The sequence below is a fragment of the Agrobacterium sp. fls2-241-TYG-188a genome, from assembly GCF_030209845.1.
The window spans coordinates 863629-881731 of sequence record NZ_JARVRD010000002.1 but is presented as its reverse complement, the minus strand read 5'-3'; the positions used below and the strand labels follow the sequence as shown (position 1 = coordinate 881731).

Annotated in this window: 17 protein-coding genes and 1 tRNA gene; 3 read left to right on the top strand and 15 right to left on the bottom strand. The window is 57.8% G+C overall.

Translation table 11 applies throughout. From position 1 onward, the window contains the following. Window positions 1–32 precede the first annotated feature (32 nt). The 4 genes from QRN85_RS11040 to pcsA all read right to left on the bottom strand — a co-directional run bounded on the left by QRN85_RS11040 (window position 33) and on the right by pcsA (window position 4496). On the bottom strand, window positions 33–953 hold the full coding sequence (locus QRN85_RS11040; protein WP_284758010.1) for an ABC transporter permease: 921 nt from the start codon (window positions 951–953) through the stop codon (window positions 33–35). Next, window positions 953–2041, bottom strand: coding sequence for an ABC transporter permease (locus tag QRN85_RS11035; RefSeq protein WP_062587086.1), 1089 nt, complete (start codon window positions 2039–2041; stop codon window positions 953–955). The genes QRN85_RS11040 and QRN85_RS11035 overlap by 1 nt, the downstream gene beginning before the upstream one ends. Beyond that, window positions 2031–3590, bottom strand: coding sequence for an ABC transporter ATP-binding protein (locus QRN85_RS11030; protein ID WP_284758006.1), 1560 nt, complete (start codon window positions 3588–3590; stop codon window positions 2031–2033). The genes QRN85_RS11035 and QRN85_RS11030 overlap by 11 nt, the downstream gene beginning before the upstream one ends. Before the next feature lie 180 nt (window positions 3591–3770). After that, complete coding sequence (gene pcsA / locus QRN85_RS11025) at window positions 3771–4496, bottom strand: phosphatidylcholine synthase (protein WP_284758005.1); 726 nt, start codon at window positions 4494–4496, stop codon at window positions 3771–3773. A gap of 210 nt (window positions 4497–4706) precedes the next feature. Here pcsA and QRN85_RS11020 point away from each other — a divergent pair, with 210 nt between their 5' ends. Then, the gene (locus QRN85_RS11020; protein ID WP_284758004.1) at window positions 4707–5921 is read left to right on the top strand and encodes a UbiH/UbiF family hydroxylase; all 1215 of its coding nucleotides are present in this window, start codon (window positions 4707–4709) and stop codon (window positions 5919–5921) included. Here the strand turns inward: QRN85_RS11020 and QRN85_RS11015 are convergent. Then, complete coding sequence (locus QRN85_RS11015; protein ID WP_284758002.1) at window positions 5899–6843, bottom strand: AEC family transporter; 945 nt, start codon at window positions 6841–6843, stop codon at window positions 5899–5901. The genes QRN85_RS11020 and QRN85_RS11015 overlap by 23 nt on opposite strands. A 35-nt stretch (window positions 6844–6878) precedes the next feature. Then, complete coding sequence (locus tag QRN85_RS11010; RefSeq protein WP_113093671.1) at window positions 6879–7625, bottom strand: cytochrome c biogenesis CcdA family protein; 747 nt, start codon at window positions 7623–7625, stop codon at window positions 6879–6881. Between the two features lie 273 nt (window positions 7626–7898). Between QRN85_RS11010 and QRN85_RS11005 the strand changes: the two genes are divergently transcribed. Then, window positions 7899–7974 (top strand) — tRNA-Lys (locus QRN85_RS11005). 316 nt (window positions 7975–8290) lie between these two features. Here the strand turns inward: QRN85_RS11005 and sufA are convergent. From sufA to QRN85_RS10970, 7 genes are all read right to left on the bottom strand, one after another. Further along, the gene (sufA, locus tag QRN85_RS11000) at window positions 8291–8683 is read right to left on the bottom strand and encodes a Fe-S cluster assembly scaffold SufA (RefSeq protein WP_062587082.1); all 393 of its coding nucleotides are present in this window, start codon (window positions 8681–8683) and stop codon (window positions 8291–8293) included. Between the two features lie 108 nt (window positions 8684–8791). Next, the gene (locus QRN85_RS10995) at window positions 8792–9175 is read right to left on the bottom strand and encodes an SUF system Fe-S cluster assembly protein (RefSeq protein ID WP_113093672.1); all 384 of its coding nucleotides are present in this window, start codon (window positions 9173–9175) and stop codon (window positions 8792–8794) included. Between the two features lie 11 nt (window positions 9176–9186). Beyond that, window positions 9187–10437, bottom strand: coding sequence for a cysteine desulfurase (locus QRN85_RS10990; protein WP_284758842.1), 1251 nt, complete (start codon window positions 10435–10437; stop codon window positions 9187–9189). Then, window positions 10430–11701: a Fe-S cluster assembly protein SufD gene (gene sufD, locus QRN85_RS10985; RefSeq protein ID WP_113093674.1), complete on the bottom strand. Its 1272-nt coding sequence runs from the start codon at window positions 11699–11701 to the stop codon at window positions 10430–10432. The genes QRN85_RS10990 and sufD overlap by 8 nt, the downstream gene beginning before the upstream one ends. Window positions 11702–11722: 21 nt before the next feature. Beyond that, entirely contained in the window at window positions 11723–12478 is a 756-nt protein-coding gene (gene sufC / locus QRN85_RS10980; RefSeq protein ID WP_042615991.1) for a Fe-S cluster assembly ATPase SufC, read from the bottom strand. A gap of 116 nt (window positions 12479–12594) precedes the next feature. Further along, window positions 12595–14064: a Fe-S cluster assembly protein SufB gene (gene sufB / locus QRN85_RS10975; protein ID WP_062587077.1), complete on the bottom strand. Its 1470-nt coding sequence runs from the start codon at window positions 14062–14064 to the stop codon at window positions 12595–12597. 180 nt (window positions 14065–14244) lie between these two features. Continuing rightward, the gene (locus QRN85_RS10970; RefSeq protein WP_284757985.1) at window positions 14245–15414 is read right to left on the bottom strand and encodes a cysteine desulfurase family protein; all 1170 of its coding nucleotides are present in this window, start codon (window positions 15412–15414) and stop codon (window positions 14245–14247) included. A 213-nt stretch (window positions 15415–15627) separates the two neighbouring features. Here QRN85_RS10970 and QRN85_RS10965 point away from each other — a divergent pair, with 213 nt between their 5' ends. Continuing rightward, window positions 15628–16305 carry an alpha/beta hydrolase gene (locus tag QRN85_RS10965; RefSeq protein ID WP_062587075.1) on the top strand — a complete coding sequence of 226 codons (678 nt, stop codon included), beginning with the start codon at window positions 15628–15630 and terminating at the stop codon, window positions 16303–16305. On the opposite strand, the gene QRN85_RS10960 is transcribed toward QRN85_RS10965, so the two are convergent. Both QRN85_RS10960 and QRN85_RS10955 read right to left on the bottom strand, forming a co-directional pair. Next, window positions 16306–16830 (bottom strand): GNAT family N-acetyltransferase, encoded by a 525-nt coding sequence (locus QRN85_RS10960; RefSeq protein WP_284757983.1) that lies wholly within the window; start codon window positions 16828–16830, stop codon window positions 16306–16308. It lies immediately after the preceding gene. Next, window positions 16827–17966, bottom strand: a complete 1140-nt coding sequence (locus tag QRN85_RS10955; protein ID WP_284757981.1) for an anhydro-N-acetylmuramic acid kinase — start codon at window positions 17964–17966, stop codon at window positions 16827–16829. Before QRN85_RS10955 ends, QRN85_RS10960 begins: the two co-directional genes overlap by 4 nt. Between the last annotated feature and the right edge of the window lie 137 nt (window positions 17967–18103).

Here is an 18103-nt window from a genome sequence, read left to right as displayed (position 1 = left end):
ACCCCTGCTTGGTTAGGCGTGAACCTGGTTTTTTAGCGATCCGGAACGAACGGTTTGCCGAGCGATGCCGGTGTATTGATCAGCGTTGTGCGGCGATTATGGGAGATGATGATGAGGACCACAATAGTCGCTATGTAAGGCATTGCTGAAAGAAGTTGCGACGGAACACCGATGCCGAAAGCCTGTGCATGCAGCTGACCGATGGTGACGGCACCGAAGAGATATCCGCCCGCCAGAACCCGCCATGGCCGCCAGGAGGCAAAGACCACCAGCGCCAGCGCGATCCAGCCGCGGCCAGCCGCCATGTTTTCCACCCATTGCGGCGTATAGACGAGCGACAATTGCGCACCAGCCAGCCCCGCACAGGCACCGCCGAACATGACGGCAAGGTAGCGCATGCGGATGACATTGATGCCGAGCGCATGGGCCGAGCCATGATTGTCGCCAATGGCACGCATCTTGAGGCCCGTGCGGCTTTTGAACAGAAACCAGCCGATGCCGATGACAAGCGCAATCGACATGTAGAAGATAAGATCCTGCCGGAACAGAGCCGGTCCGATAACCGGAATCTCCGACAGGACCGGAAAGACGATGGGCGGCAGCTTGACGCCAGGCAGGCCAACAAAGCTCTCGCCCAGCATACCGGACACACCAAGACCTAGGATCGTCAAGGCAAGACCCGTCGCGACCTGATTGGTGACCAGCGTCAGCGTCAGGAAGCCGAACAGCAGCGAGAACAGGGCACCGGAAACAATTCCGGCGACGATGCCGATATAGGGAGACCCGGTCAGATGGGCGGCAGCAAAGGCGCAGACGGCGCCCATGATCATCATGCCCTCGACACCGAGGTTGAGCACCCCGGCCCGCTCTGTCACCAGTTCGCCGAGTGCAGCAATGACCAGCGGCGTGGCGGCTGTGATGACGGTGAGAAGGATCGCCTGAAACATATCCATCACGCGGCTCCTTCAGCATTCTTCCCGCGGCCAAAACGGATGCGGATCTTGTAGACGATCAACGTGTCGCAGGAGAGGACGAAGAACAGCATCAGCCCTTGGAAGACGCGCACCAGCTTGTCGGAAATCTGCATCGACATCTGCACCGCCTCGCCACCGAGATAGGTGAGTGCCAGGACAAAGCCGGAAGCGATGATGCCGAGAGGGTTCAGGCGGCCGAGGAATGCAACGATGATGGCGGTAAATCCGTAGCCGGGCGAGATTGACGGCTGCAAATGGCCGATGGAGCCGGAGACTTCCGAAATACCGGCAAGACCAGCCAGACCGCCCGAAACGAGCAGCGAAAACCAGACCATGCCACGTGAGGAAAATCCGGCAAAGCGCCCTGCCCTTGGCGATTGGCCGAGCACGGTGACCTGAAATCCGCGGAGCATGTAACGCATCATGAACCATAGGGCGACAGCGGCGATGATGGCAAAGACGATGCCCCAATGGGCGCGACCGGAGTCCAGAATTGCTGGCAGCACGGCGCTTTCATTGAAGGGCTTTGTCTGCGGAAAATTGTAGCCCGCCGGATCGCGCCACATGCCGCGCACCAGCCAATCCAGGAAAAGCTGCGCCACATAGACAAGCATGAGGCTGGTGAGAATTTCATTGGTGTTGAAGCGCGTTTTCAGCAGAGCCGGGATGCCCGCATAAATCGCGCCGCCCACGGCCCCCATGACCAGCATCAGCGGCAGGATCATGGGCGATTGCCACTCGGGATAGAGAACCGGCAGAATGGAGCCGGTGATGGCACCGATGGTGAACTGCCCCTCAGCGCCGATATTCCAGTTGTTGGAGCGATAGCAGATGGACAGGCCAACCGCGATCAGGATCAACGGGGCGGCCTTGATGGCCAGCTCATGCAGAGACCAGACCTCCAGCAGCGGCTCCACGAAGAAGCTGTACAGCGCCGTAAACGGATTGTTGCCCAGCATGGCGAACATGATGGCACCGAATACCAGCGTCAGGAAAAGTGCCAGCAAGGGCGACAGAACGGCAAACAGATTGGAAACGCCCGTGCGTCTTTCAAGCTCAATGCGCATGGGCTTGCCCCTGCGCATGTCCGGTGTGAATACCGCCCATCAAAAGTCCGATCTTTTCACGCGTCATGTCTCCCGCCGGGTAGGATTGCGACAGCCGACCATCGGAAATAACGGCTATGCTGGAAGCCACCTCAAAGATTTCATCCAGATCCTGGCTGATGACGACGACGGCTGATCCCGCCTTGGCAAGATCCACCAGCGCCTGGCGAATGCGGCTCGCGGCACCGGCATCCACACCCCATGTCGGCTGATTGACAATCATGATCGATGGCTGGCGGTCCAGCTCCCGCCCGACGATGAACTTTTGCAGATTTCCGCCCGAAAGAGAGCCAGCGAGCGGATCGTCACCACTTTTGCGCACGTCCATTGATGCGGAAATGCGTTTGGCCGCCTTCTTGATGGTAGAATTTGCGATCACTTTTAGGAAGCCACCTTTAAGAAACGCCTTCCTGTCGGAGTAATATCGCGCCAAAAGCAGGTTGTCCGAAAGCGTCATCGTCGGCACCGCCGCATGGCCTAGCCGCTCTTCCGGCACAAAGCCCGCGCCCAGCAGACGGCGACCGTTGATCCCCATGCGACCAACGGCTTTGCCACGCAGGCGAATTGCGTTGTCGTCTGTCACGGGATACTCGCCGGATAGGGCATCGAACAGCTCCCCCTGCCCATTACCGGCAACACCGGCAATGGCAAGAACCTCGCCGGAACGCACCGTCATGGAGATGTCCTTGAGGGAAACGGCAAAAGGGGTACGGGCCGAAACGGAGAGATTGGCGATCTCAACGCTGACATCGCCGAGCGCGCAATAATCGTCGCGCTGAATGCCCGCCACATCGGAACCCACCATCATGCGCGCAAGCGAAGACGGTGTTTCCTGGCGCGGATCGCACGCGCCGGTCACTTCGCCATGGCGCAGCACGGTGGCGCGGTCGCAGATGCGCTGCACCTCCTCAAGGCGGTGGCTGATATAGAGAACAGAGCGTCCCTCAGCTTTCAGCTTCGCCAGCGTTTCGAACAGCCGGTCAGCCTCCTGCGGTGTCAGAACGGAGGTCGGCTCATCGAGAATGATGAGCTGCGGATTTTGCAGAAGCGCACGCACGATTTCGATACGCTGGCGCTCACCAACCGAAAGATCGGCCACATGAGCGTAGGGATCGAGCGGAAGTCCATAGGCCTTCGACAGCGCTTCCGCCTCACGAGCGATTTCCTTCAGCGAAATTTTTGGATCCAGAGAAAGTGCAATATTCTCAGCAACCGTCAGCGCCTCGAATAGCGAGAAATGCTGAAAGACCATGCCGATGCCGAGCTTGCGGGCCTCGCCGGGGGATCGGATGCGAACCGCCTCACCATTCCACAGGATTTCACCCGCAGATGGTTCCAGAACGCCGAACAGCATCTTGACCAGAGTGGATTTTCCCGCGCCGTTTTCACCCAGCAAAGCGTGAACTTCACCGGGCGCAATATCGAGATCGATCGCATTGCAAGCGCCGAAAGTTCCAAACAGCTTGGTCAGCTGGCGAACGGACAATAGAGGCGTGGCCCCAGACGTCACCGATCCCGTCACCTGTTCCCCTTTTCCAACCCGCCGCCGCACTTTCTTCGAAGTGTTGAACGACTGGATCGATACCCATGCACTAAATTTGGGCAGTGCCCGTTATTGATACTAAATACCGGTTTTATTGCTGCGCACAACTCTAAAAGATGTCAGTGCAAAGGTTTTGAACGACTGGTGTTAACGTGCACCAAGCGAAGGGAAAAGCTGCATGATGCCGCCGATGCAGTAAAGATAGATGCCCGTGATGACGACGCCGGCCACCACCCAGTCCGGCGAGGAGAAGTGGAGCAGCAGCGCATATCCGCTGAGCGCACACCACACCAGAAACACAGCCATATTCAGCGCCCTAAGACGCTTGACGCGCACGGGGTGGAGAAAATTGATGGGCAGGAATGTCAGAACGACAGAGATGGCAACAACGATCATCGCCGCGGTCGCACTTGCGTCTATGACAAACAGGGTGAAGACGACCATGTTCCAAACGACCGGGAAACCGGAGAAGAAATATTCGTCCGTCTTCATGCCCATGTCGGCATAATAGATGGCGCTGGAAACAACGATCATGCCTGCGGCCACAAAGGACCACGGCTCACCGATCATGCCGCTTTGATAGAGCGCAAAGGCGGGTAAGAGAACGTAGGTCACGTAATCGATGATGTTGTCGAGCGTGTCCCCGGACCAGTTCGGCAGAACTTCCTTCACCCGCACCTTGCGTGCGATGGGGCCATCGATGCCATCGACGGCAAGCGCAAGGCCCAGCCACCAGAACATATCGACAAACCGATGCTCAGCAGCGGCGACCACGCCGAGAAATGCCAGGAAGGAACCGGATGCGGTCAGGATGTGGACCGAGAAAGCCCGCATTTCGGCATAGGGCACGCGCTTGTAGTTGAATATCTTCATATCAGCGCAAGCGCCTCGCTTTTCATCCGCTACGTCTTTTCCGGTATGCGACCATTCACCACTCTTTGCAACCATTCCCGATCGCTTATCCAAGTACTAATACTGAGTTTACATCGGGATCATGGCCTTCGCGACACAGATGTCTGCTGGATTTAGCCGTGCCTGATGCCTATATTTGTGATGAATATGCTCGTGAAGTGGATTGGAACGATGAAGAACATCGAGATCGCTGTTGTTGGCGCGGGTCTTGCGGGACAGGTGGCCGCCATTGCGCTGGCTCGCTCTGGCCGTGACGTGGCATTGATTGCTCCAAAAGCCGACAGGGTCGACAAGCGCACCACAGCATTGATGGACCAGTCCATCCGCTTTCTGGACCGTCTGGGCCTCTGGTCCGCCATAGAGCCATCTGCCGCGATGCTTTCGACGATGCAGATTCTCGATGGGACAGACCGGCTGCTGCGCGCGCCGACCGTCGCCTTCCGGTCATCAGAGATCGGGCTTCCGGCATTTGGTTGGAACATGCCAAACGATGTCCTGTTGAAAACGCTCTCCGAAGCCGTTTCGCGGGAAAGCAATATTACCGTGATCGAAGCCTCGGCCGAAACCATCGAGTTGGGCAAGCACGAAGCGGCAATCACGCTCGACAACGGCGAGACAGTGGTCGCAAGTTTCGTCATTGGCGCAGACGGCCGTAAGTCGAAGGTCCGCGAAGCCGCTGGCATCGATGTGCGGTCCTGGTCTTACCCGCAAACGGCGATGGTGCTGAATTTCTCTCACACGCGTCCGCACAACAACGTATCGACCGAATTTCACACGCCGACAGGCCCCTTTACGCAGGTCCCTCTGGTTGGCAACCGCTCGAGCCTCGTCTGGGTCGTGACACCGGCACAGGCCGCCGAACTCTCCAGCCTCCCGCTTGAGGAATTGAGCAAACGGGTCGAAGAAAGAATGCAGTCCATGTTGGGGACAGTCTCCGTGGAAGACAGCGTTCAGACATGGCCACTCTCCAGCATGACGGCGCATCGTTTCGGCAAGGATCGCGTGGCCCTGGTTGGCGAAGCTGGCCACGGTTTTCCGCCAATCGGCGCACAGGGCCTCAATCTCAGCCTGCGCGATATTATCGTTCTGACGGAATTGCTGGGAACGCTTACGGGCGGGCCGCTCCCCGCGGATGCCGGTTCGAAATTTGATCGCCGTCGCCGGGTCGATGTTGTCAGCCGCACTTTGAGCGTTGATCTTCTCAACCGTTCCCTGCTTTCGGCATTCCTGCCCATGCAGGTGGCGCGTGCGGCAGGCCTGCATGTTTTGTCCAGCGTTGCTCCGCTGCGCGGCATCGTCATGCGGGAGGGTATCGAGCCCGGGCGCGGGCTCAAGGCACTGCCGTCACTTCTGGTCGGAAGCCTCAAACGCTCATGGCGCGGATGACATAAAGCACCAGAGAAACGGTGAAGACTGACAGCACGGTTGAAACCAGGATCGTCGCAGAAGCCCGCTCCTGCCAGACCCGGTATTGCTGGCCGATGACGAAGACATTCGTCGCCGTTGGCAACGCCGCCAGCAGCACCGCAGTCGCGACCCAGATGGGGTCGAAGCTTCCAAACGACGACAGGGCGAGATATGCCAGAAACGGATGCAGGATGAGCTTTGCCGGGACGATATAGCTGATTTCCACCGGCACACGTTTCAGCGGGCGCAACGCCAGCGTTACGCCCATGGCAAACAGTGCACAGGGCGCTGCCGATTGCGCCAGATAATCCACCAGTTGTTGCACAGGCTGTGGCGGATGCCAGCCGATGAAGGCGGCAAGGAAGCCGACGAGCACGGACAGGATAAAGGGGTGCGTCAAAACTTTTCGGGCAACATCTCCCGAAAGCCGCAAAGGTGAGCGCTTGTCACCACCCGCGACCGCCATTAGCGCAGGCGCGGTTATGAAGTGCATAGCGTTCTCCAGGCAGACGATCAGCGCCACCGGCACAGCCGCGCGCTCCCCGAAAGCCAGCAGGGCAAGTCCCGGCCCCATATAGCCGATATTGCCGTAGCTTCCGGCAAAACTCTGGATCGTTGCATCCGCAAAACTGTTCCGGCGGATGAAATAGCCGATCAGGAACAGCAAAGTGAATACGGTGTATGTTGCAAGCAGGCTCAAGCCGACGAAATCCATGCGCGCCAGTTGATCGATGGGCGTTTTCGCGACCAGCTTGAAGAACAAGGCTGGCAAGGCGGCATAAATGATGAAGGTATTCAGCCAACCCATGGCCTCAGCAGGCTGTCTGGTGATGCGCCCAGCCAGATATCCGATGAAGATCAGCCCGAAAAACGGAAACAGCAATCCGGCGATGTCGGCCATGGCTCCCCCTTCGCCCTCGCGATACCAGAGCGGGCTTAGCCGATTTGCATGAGTATTGGAAAGCTTTCCTGAAACCAGATCGCCGCATTCGTAATGAAGCCGGACATGAAGGCCACTCCGGTGAGAATGAGAAGAACGCCCATTGCCTTTTCCACAACGCCGAGATGGCGGCGAAACCGCGTGAGGAAGCGCATGAAACTACCGGAAAAACCGGCAGCAATCAGAAAGGGAATGGCAAGCCCGGCGGAATAGACGGCCAGCAGCATTGCCCCCTCACCCACCGTATCCCGTGACGCGGCAACACCAAGAATCGCCCCCAGCACCGGGCCGATGCAGGGCGTCCATCCAAAAGCGAAGGCGAGCCCCATGATATAGGCGCCTGAAAGGGTCGCAGGCTTGCCGCCGCCCTGAAACCGCGCTTCGCGGGAAAACAGGCCTATACGAAACACACCCAGAAAATTTAGCCCCATCAAAATAATGATGAAGCCGCCGACCTTGGCGAGGATATCGAGGTTCTGGCGCAGGACCATGCCGATCGTGGATGCCCCTGCCCCGAGCGCCACGAACACCGTTGCAAAGCCCAGCGTGAAAAACAGCGCGGCAAGCAGCACCGCCTTGCGCCCGCGCGGCTGTGCTTCATATCGTTCATCGCGGAACTGCTCGACGGAAATTCCCGCCATATAGCAGAGATAGGGCGGCACCAAAGGCAGCACGCAGGGGGACAGAAACGAAAGGGCTCCCGCCAGGAGCGCGGTGAACAGGGATATATCGGCGATGGACAAGGCAGGGCTCCGCTACTTTTCGAAATGCTTGTAACGCCGCCAAGCCCTTACGACCAATCACCTTTTTACGCCCGTGACAAAAAAACGCGGGAAGGCGAAATATTCCTGTTTTTATGGGTTGACCGCAGACGTGCCCCTCCCTATGTTCCGCCCACTTCCGAAGGGCGCTTCGCCGCCAACCGGGATAAGCGCAATTCTGCCAATACGGCAACTGAACCGAAACACATGCCGTGTGTTGATACGTCAGGGAAACGCGCAGGACGAAAATGGTGAGAGAGGCTAGCTCAGCTGGTAGAGCAGCGCACTTTTAATGCGCGGGTCGTGGGTTCGAGTCCCACGCCTCTCACCACTCCCCTCCCAATCAGCACTTTCTCGCATCTTCCATAGCTACCACGTGCTGCTGGTCATTGAGGCAAAACGAACCTCAGACATCGCAAGCCTCCGGATTGTCGCAGTTGTCGGCAGCGGCATCTGAGCACGCTTTTCCCCATGCGGCAGATGGAATCAACATCACGAGGGCGCCAGCGCCCTGGTGTATGCTCTGTGGAAACAGCGAGGGGCGACATCGTCCGACGTTAACCGAGGCTCCCAAAAACGATCAGTTGATAGCTAAATCAAACATAGACCAGAACCCACGAAACTGGGCTCCTGGATCACCCGTATGTTCACGCCGACGCGCCAGCCTCTTCCCGCTGCTTGGCTAGAGCGGCCAGGTCTGCCGGTTTCAGCTCGACAGACTCACCGCAGCCGCAGGCCGAAGTCTGGTTTGGATTGCTGAAGGTAAAGCCGGATCGGAGTTTTGTGGTTTCGAAATCCATCTGTGTGCCCAAGAGATACAGCACGGCCGATGGCTCTATCCAGACTTTTGCATCCTGAAATTCTATGAGATCGTCCTTGGCGGAAGGCTCGGTCACCAGATCGATGGTGTATTCCATGCCTGCGCAGCCACCCTTCTTGATACCGACTCGGACGCCCTTGGCGTCTGGGCCGGAATTGGCGACGATTGCCTTGACACGCGCGGCAGCAGCCTCGGTCATGGTCATAACAGCAAAGCCCATGGGCTCATTCTCCTTCACAATCGGGTTCAAGGCCCGATGCTTCATGGCGTGAATCTAGTCCTACCGACAGGGAGTATCAATAGGCTGGCACGGCAAAACACAGTTGCCTCAGTACCAGCCAACGGCGACCTGCGCCTCTTCCGACATGCGTTCAGGCGTCCACGGCGGATCGAAGGTCATTTCGACGTTGACGCCGGACACACCTTCAACGGCGCCCACGGCATTTTCTACCCAGCCCGGCATTTCGCCTGCGACCGGGCAACCGGGTGCCGTCAGCGTCATGACGATCTTGACCATGCGGTCGTCTTCGACATCGATCTTGTAGATAAGGCCGAGTTCGAAAATATCGGCCGGAATTTCCGGGTCATAGACCGTTTTGAGAGCGGCGATCACATCGTCGCTGATCCGCGCCAGTTCATCTGGCGCGATAGCGGAAACCTTGGCCGGAGCTTCGGTTACACCTTGTGTCTGTTCGGTCGTCTCTGTTGTCATGGTCCTGATCCTCAGGCGAAAAAATTGCGGGCGTAGTCAAGCGCCTCGGCCAGGGCGTCCACTTCTGCGCGCGTATTGTAGAGGCCGAACGATGCACGGCATGTGGAGGTAACGCCAAAGCGTTTCAAGAGCGGCATGGCACAATGGGTGCCAGCGCGCACGGCCACACCGCGCCTGTCGATCACCATAGAGACGTCATGCGCGTGAATACCTTCAAGCTCAAACGAGAAGATTCCGCCCTTACCCGGTGCGTTCCCGATGATGCGAAGCGAGTTGATGTCGCGAAGACGTTCTGTAGCATAGGCAGCCAGATCGGCCTCATGCGCGGCAATCGCGGCACGACCGACACCTTCCATGTAATCAAGCGCATAACCGAGACCTATGGCCTGCACGATGGGCGGTGTGCCCGCTTCGAAACGATGCGGTGGCTCATTATAGGTTATGGTGTCCTCGGATACGTCGAGAATCATCTCGCCGCCACCCTGAAACGGACGCATCTCGCGCAGGCGGTCGGCCTTGCCATAGAGAACGCCAATGCCGGATGGGCCGTAAAGCTTGTGACCGGTCATCACATACCAGTCGCAGTCAATATCCTGAACATCGACAGGCATATGCACAGCACCCTGGCTGCCATCGACCAGCACCGGAATGCCACGCTCGTGGGCGATACGGCAGATTTCCTTGACGGGAACAACCGTGCCCAGCGCGTTGGACATATGGGTGATCGCAACGAGCCTGGTCTTTTCGGTCAGGCTCTTTTCAAAGTCTTCGATGTGGAAAGCGCCCTCATCATCGACAGGCACCCAGACGAGCTTGGCACCCTGCCGCTCGCGAATGAAGTGCCATGGAACGATGTTGGAATGGTGCTCCATGATCGACAGGACGATCTCGTCGCCCTCCCCGATCTTCGGCATACCATAACCATAGGCAACCGTGTTGATCGCCTCGGTCGAGGATTTCGTGAAGACGATTTCGTCCACCGATCCGGCATTCAGGAAGCGGCGCACCTTTTCGCGCGACGCTTCGTAAGCATCCGTTGCGGCATTGGAGAGGAAATGCAGGCCACGATGGACGTTTGCATATTCATTGGCATAAGCGTGCGAGATGGCATCAATAACCACCTGCGGCTTCTGAGCGGACGCGCCGTTGTCCAGATAGACCAGCGGCTTGCCATAGACCTCGCGCGAAAGGATCGGAAAATCCTTCCGCACGGCTTCGACGTCATAAGGGGCGGCCACTGCGGCGCGTTCGCTATCAGGCATGGTGTTCCAGCCAGTCGGCGATGATATCTTCCAGCGCCGCAACGAGATTTTCGTCTTCAAGCTCTTCAACGATCTCATCGACGAAAGCATTGACCAGCATCGCACGGGCCTTTGCCCGTGGCACGCCACGCGCCATCAGATAGTAAAGATGGTTGTCGCTGATATCGGCTACGGTTGCGCCATGGCCGCACTGAACGTCATCTGCAAAGATTTCCAGTTCCGGCTTGGCCGAGAACTCGCCATCGTCAGACATCAGCAACGTGTTACAGGCCATCTTGGCATCGGTCTTCTGAGCGTCGGGTGCAACCCGGATCATGCCCTGGAAAATGCCTCTGGCGCGGTCGAAGACAACGTTGCGGAACACTTCTGTCGAGCTGGTGTTCGGTACATTGTGACCGAGAACCATCGTGACATCCGTATGCGTTTCGCCGCCCAGAAGATTGACGCCGCGAATGGAAAGGTCGGAATTTTCACCCTGCACATCGATGCGCAGTTCCTGCCGCACGAGCTTGCCACCTGCATTGACGACGAACAAACGCAGCTTGGCATCGGCGCCCATCGTAATGCGCAGCTGGCCAAGATGCGTATCCGCCGCACCCTGCTGCTGCAGGACGATATAGGTCGCCTCCGCGCCATCCTGCACTTCGATTTCGCTGACCGAAGAAACCAGCGCCGCATCAGACGTCACCGACAGGTGACGCTCGATGACGGTGGCCTTGGAGCCCTTTCCAAAGCGAACCGGAAAACGGCTGTGAATCTGCCCAGCACCATGGATTACCTGAAGCTCGAGCGGATTGACCACAATGGAATCCTCGGGGACGACAACCGAGAGGCCATCGCGCACGAAGCTGCCATTGATACGACCAATCGCATCATCGTTGCTGGCTGCCACGAGAGTTGCTGCGGCGGTGCCGTCGGAAAGGCTTTCCGCATAGCTTGCCACCGTAAAGCCTTCGATCTGAGCGTCGATTGCCTTGCCCTGCATGACATAAGCGATTGGCGCACCGGCAACCAGTGCCGCACGCTTCTCAATCATTGGAGCTGGAGCATCTTCCGGGATGGCACGCAGCAGCGTCTTCAGGTCGGTGTAGTGCCAAGCCTCAATACGGCGTGTCGGCAGCCCGCCTGTCTTCAGATCGTCAAACAGCACGTCACGCGCGGCGACGACATTGCCATCGCCCGGCAGTTCGCTGAACTTTGCGGTGAAGGCTTCGACCAGCGTGGTTTCCGCTGGCGTCTGCCGGTTGGTTGTTTGCATGTTCATCACATCACCTTTCCCAGCCAATCAGGCTGCTTCACCGATGATGTCGGCATAACCGTTGGATTCCAGATCAAGAGCGAGGCTCTTGTCGCCGGACCGGATGATCTTGCCCTTGTAGAGAACGTGGACGCTATCCGGGACGATGTAATCCAACAAGCGCTGATAGTGGGTGATGACGATGGTCGCACGGTCCGGAGACTTCAGCGCGTTGACGCCATCGGCCACGATCTTCAACGCGTCGATATCGAGACCAGAATCGGTTTCGTCGAGCACGCAGAGCTTCGGCTCAAGCAGCGCCATCTGCAGAATCTCGGCTCGCTTCTTTTCACCGCCGGAGAAGCCGACGTTCAGCGGGCGCTTCAGCATGTCCATGTCGATCTTCAGATCGCCAGCCGCTTCCTTGACCTTCTTGATGAAGTCAGGTGTCGTCAGTTCAGCTTCGCCACGTGCCTTGCGCTGCTCGTTCATGGCAACCTTCAGGAACTGCATGGTGGCAACGCCGGGAATTTCGACCGGGTACTGGAAGGCAAGGAAGATGCCCTTGGCCGCACGCTCGGCAGCGTCCAGTTCCAGGATGCTTTCGCCGTTATAGAGAATGTCACCGGAAGTGACTTCGTAATCTTCGCGCCCCGACAGAATGTAGGACAGCGTGGACTTGCCAGAGCCGTTTGGCCCCATGATAGCCGCCACTTCGCCAGCCGCAACCTTCAGGTTCAAGCCCTTGATGATCTGCGTGTCGGTATCGGCGATCTTTGCGTGCAGGTCGATAATTTCAAGCATGTTTGTTTCCTATCCGTACAGCGGTTTCAAAGGCCGCCTCGTAAGCCCGTTACAGGCCGGTCTCAATTCTCACATCCGTCGTCCTCGGGCTTATCCCGAGGATGACGAACGGTGGGTTAGCCCACAGATCCCTCAAGCGAAATGCCGATCAGCTTCTGCGCTTCAACCGCAAATTCCATCGGCAACTGCTGGATCACGTCCTTTACGAAGCCGTTGACGATCAGCGCGATGGCCGACTCTTCGGGGATGCCGCGTTGCAGGCAGTAGAACAGTTGGTCCTCGGAAATCTTCGAGGTCGTGGCTTCATGCTCGAACTGGCAGGACGAGTTCTTCGCTTCGATGTAAGGCACGGTGTGAGCACCGCACTTGTCGCCGATCAGCAACGAGTCGCACTGCGTGAAGTTGCGCGTGTTTGTTGCCTTGCGGTGGGCCGAAACCTGGCCGCGATAGACGTTTTCCGAGAAGCCGGCAGCGATGCCCTTGGCGATGATGCGGCTCGACGTGTTCTTGCCGAGGTGGATCATCTTGGTGCCGCTGTCGATCTGCTGATGACCGTTGGACACGGCGATCGAGTAGAACTCGCCACGGCTGTCATCGCCGCGCAGAATGCAGGACGGGTATTTCCAGGTGATGGCAGAGCCAGTTTCGACCTGCGTCCAGGAAATCTTCGAACGATTGCCACGGCAATCACCGCGCTTGGTCACGAAGTTGTAGATGCCGCCCTTGCCGTCCTTGTCGCCCGGATACCAGTTCTGGACGGTGGAATATTTGATTTCGGCGTCATCCAGAGCGACGAGCTCAACCACGGCAGCGTGAAGCTGGTTTTCGTCGCGCTGCGGTGCTGTGCAGCCTTCGAGATAGGACACGTAAGCGCCCTCTTCCGCGATGATCAGCGTACGCTCGAACTGTCCGGTGTTCTTCTCGTTGATACGGAAATAGGTGGACAGTTCCATCGGGCAACGAACGCCCTTCGGAATGAACACGAAAGAACCGTCGGTGAAGACTGCGGAGTTCAGCGTCGCGTAGAAATTGTCGGTCGTCGGCACAACGGAGCCGATGTACTTCTTCACCAGCTCCGGATATTCGCGAATGGCTTCCGAGATCGACATGAAGATCACGCCGGCCTTGGCAAGTTCCGCCTTGAAGGTGGTAACGACCGACACGCTGTCGAACACGGCATCCACGGCAACGCGACGGTTTTCGACGCCAGCCAGAATTTCCTGTTCCTTCAGCGGAATGCCGAGCTTTTCATAGACCTTGAGCAGTTCCGGATCGACCTCATCCAGCGATTTCGGGCCGGGCGTGCTTTTGGGTGCCGCATAATAATAGAGATCGTTGAAATCGATCTTCGGGTAATTGACGCGCGCCCAGGTGGGCTCTTCCATCGTCAGCCAGCGCTTGTAGGCGTCAAGGCGCCATTCCAGCATCCATTCCGGCTCTTGCTTCTTGGCGGAAATGAAACGGATCACGTCTTCGGACAGGCCCTTGGGTGCCTTGTCCACTTCGATCATGGTTTCAAAACCGTATTTATACTGGTCCACATCGATCTGGCGGACCTGATCGATCGTTTCCTGAACCGCAGCCATAGTCGTTCTCCAATCTCGCCGGATACAAGGTCCGGTGGCTTGTCAACGTATCGAGGCAGAATACCTGCCTCCATTCGTGTCAGGCGCAACTTTCTTTGCTACGCCTTATTTAGTGTTCGGATGGCGCTTTTCACACTCTCCGGCAAGCGGAATTTTGACTTTCCGCAATTGTTTTTGGCCCTAAGCGGCCTGCACGGCCCGTTTTCGCCGTCCCGCTATTGTGGCGAAGGCGGCGATGGCCTTGTCGATATCTGCCCGCTGCGTGGCCGCGCCAAGCGAAATGCGCAGCGCACCCAGCTTCGGGTCCTGCCCCATAGCTGTCAGCACGTGGCTTTCCCCGACTTTCCCGGAGGAACAAGCCGATCCCGCAGACAGCGCCACGCCTTCAATATCGAAAGCAATCTGGCCCGTTTCGGATTTCAAACCCGGCAAAGTAAAGAAGGTCGTGTTGCAGACACGGCTCACGTCTTTGCCATGAATGATCACATCAGGCGCAACCGTCTGCATCGCGTCTTCCAGTACAGCGCGAAGCCCCGCAATGCGCACGGCTTCCCCATCGAGCCTGCCAAGAGCTTCAGATGCCGCCACACCAAAGCCAATGATGGCAGATGTGTTTTCCGTACCGGACCGATGGCCTTTTTCCTGACCGCCGCCATGGATCAATGGCTTCGGCATCATCACCTCGCCGCGGGAAATCAGCGCACCTACGCCCTTGGGACCACCGATCTTGTGAGACGACAGAATGAGGAAGTCCGCGCCGAGCGTCTGGATATCGACTGCGATACGTCCCACAGCCTGAACGGCATCGACAACAAGCAAGCCGCCCGCTGCGTGAACAAGGCGCGCGGCATCTTCAACGGGCTGGATAATTCCGGTTTCGTTGTTGACCAGCATGAGCGCCAGCATGGGAAGACCCTTGGCGGCATCATGGGATGCCAGGGCTTGCTCCAGCGCGGCGAGATCGAGAGTGCCCTCAGACGTTACCGCGATTTCACTGACATCCGCCTTGTCAAACCGCCCACCCTCGCGAATTGCGGGATGTTCTATGGCCGAAACATAGAGATGCCCGACAGACAGCGCCGCCCGGCCCATCTTGAAAGCAGGCGAGAGAATGAGATTCGCAGCCTCGGTCGCACCGCTCGTGAAAATGACATGGGCCACTTCCGCACCAACCAGCGCCGCCACATCGCGACGGGCGGCTTCGATTTCGGCACGCACAATCCGACCTTCCCTATGGACGGACGACGGGTTGCCAGGCAAATCCAGCGCCCGGACAAGCGCATCCCGAACGGCTGGCAGCAGAGGCGCTGTCGCGTTCCAGTCGAGATATGTGCGCATCGTGGTGCTCATACGGGAATTTGCTTCTGTTTACCTATGATTGATGCGCGAAAGCGCATTTTCCTTGAAATTTCAGTCGCGCTTGCCTTATGACACGTCCAACAGTGCTTAAGGCACGCGAAGTTTCGAATAATTCTAAACTGGGTTTTAGAAAAGCTGACCATCCGCGTCAAGTCTTCTTGCGCATGGAAGCGTCAGAAATAGAAAAACACGACCGGAGTACCAATGCCCGAAGTCATTTTCAACGGCCCTGCGGGTCGCCTCGAAGGCCGTTACCAGCCGTCAAAAGAAAAAAGCGCCCCGATTGCCATCATCCTGCATCCGCACCCGCAGTTTGGCGGCACGATGAACAACCAGATCGTTTACCAGCTGTTCTACCTCTTCCAGAAACGCGGCTTTACCACACTGCGTTTCAATTTCCGCTCCATCGGCCGCAGCCAGGGCGAATTCGACCACGGCGCCGGTGAGCTCTCCGACGCAGCATCAGCGCTGGATTGGGTGCAGGGCCTGCATCCGGATAGCAAGAGCTGTTGGGTGGCGGGATATTCCTTCGGTGCCTGGATCGGTATGCAGCTTCTGATGCGCCGCCCGGAAATCGAAGGCTTCATGTCGATTGCGCCGCAGCCCAACACCTATGACTTCTCCTTCCTAGCGCCCTGCCCGTCCTCTGGCCTCATCATCAATGGCGATGCCGACAAGGTAGCACCTGAAAAGGACGTCAACGGTCTGGTTGAAAAGCTGAAGACCCAGAAGGGCATCCTCATCACCCACCGCACCGTCCCCGGCGCCAACCACTTCTTCAACGGACAGGTGGATACGCTGATGAGCGAATGCGAAGACTATCTCGACCGCCGCCTCAACGGCGAACTGGTGCCTGAGCCTGCGGCGAAGCGGATTCGGTAATCATGTCCGCATATCTGCGGTGAATTCAAATGTCGGACATTCGCGTCCGTCCACAATCATCGGCGTGCGGCATCGCATGCCGATTTTCTTTAAGACCCTCTGCGAAACAACGTTCTCAGGGTGGGTAAAACCGATAAACCTACTCCCAAGATTTTTGGCGAAAAACCATTCGCGCAAAGCATATCCTATCTCGGTGGCGTAGCCTTTTCCCCATTCTTCCTGACGCAGCGAATATCCCAGTTCGAGATCCGGGCGATCGCCACCAAAGAGTGAAAATCCCGCGCGACCTAAAAATCGGCTATCGTCACGAGCGATCAGCTTGTATTTCGTTGTTCCGTCCCGCGAATGCTCCTCAAACCAGTTCGCCAGGCGTACCTGCGATTGTCCAAGGCTCCAGACTTTTCCGTCACCGAGATATCGCGTGGTTTCAACAGTTGAATGCAAGGTGTGAACAAGTTCCGCATCGTCACGTTGCCACATTACTAACTTTAGGCGTGGCGTTTCGATAATGACTTCTGACGTCATTCTATGGATTCCCTTGTAGGTCGCGCAAAAACCCCACCCGTCACCGGCTCCCTCACACCCGTAGTGCCGGGATAGGTCAGAGGCAAGCCTGTCAGCGACCGCACGGCGAGATAGGCCCAGGCTTCGGCCTCCATTGCACCGCCATCAAAACCCGCGTCCTCTGCGGCGATCACCTTGGCACCAAGTGTCGCGGCTTGCGTCGCGAACTCATGCATAATGACGGCGTTCAGCCGGCCACCACCACAAACGACATAGGTCTTGGCGCCCTCCGGCAAATAGCTGGCAGACTTCAGAATGGCGGCACCCGTGAGATGCGCCAGCGTACGTGCACCATCCTCCAGCGAAACCTCACCCTTTGCAGGTGGCATGAAATCCGAGCGATCCAGCGAACGGCGGATATTTGCGGAAAAGAACGGGCTTTGCATATAGCGTTCCACCAGTGATGGGACCACCGCACCCCGTGCCGCAGTCGCACCGCCCTTGTCGTAAGCCTTGCCGGTATGCGCCTCGATCCACTGGTCGATCAGCATGTTGCCGGGGCCGCTATCGAAAGCAGCAAGCTCGCCGCTCTCGCCGATATAGGTGAGGTTGGAAATGCCGCCGATATTCACGAACACCGCAGGCGTTTCGAACTGCTCCGGCAGATTGGCGGCAAGGGCTGCGTGATAGACCGGAATGAGTGGTGCGCCCTGCCCGCCATGGACCATATCATTCGCACGCATATCATAGACGACTGCGATGCCGGTTTCCTCAGCCAGCAGAGGACCATCACCAATCTGCACCGTCAGCGCATCATCCGGGCGGTGCAGAACCGTCTGTCCGTGGAAGCCGATGATGTCGATTTCATCGGCAGCCAAGCCATGACGGTGAAGGAAGGATTTGACCGTTGCCGCATGGGCAAGCGTCAGTATCCTTTCCGCCTCCCCCAGATCCTGCGGACGCTCCGTGCGCTCGCGAATGGCTTTTGCCGTAACAAGCGCTTTCTGCCATGTGGCGCGCAGCGTGGCATCATAGGGGAAATAGCCGCTGGGGCCGTGGTGAACCACGCTTTCGCCATCCGTGCGCAACAGCCCGATATCGATGCCATCCATGGACGTGCCGCTCATCAGCCCTATCGCTGTTTTGACCTCGCCCATGTCCGCTCTCCTGCCAGATGGAATCAACCCGTTACCGATTGCCGATATTCATGGCGCAAACGGGTGCAATTTACAAAAAACAATGCTAAGGGCGCGGCATTCACTGGCATTTCAGTGATGCAACAGACCCAACCAGA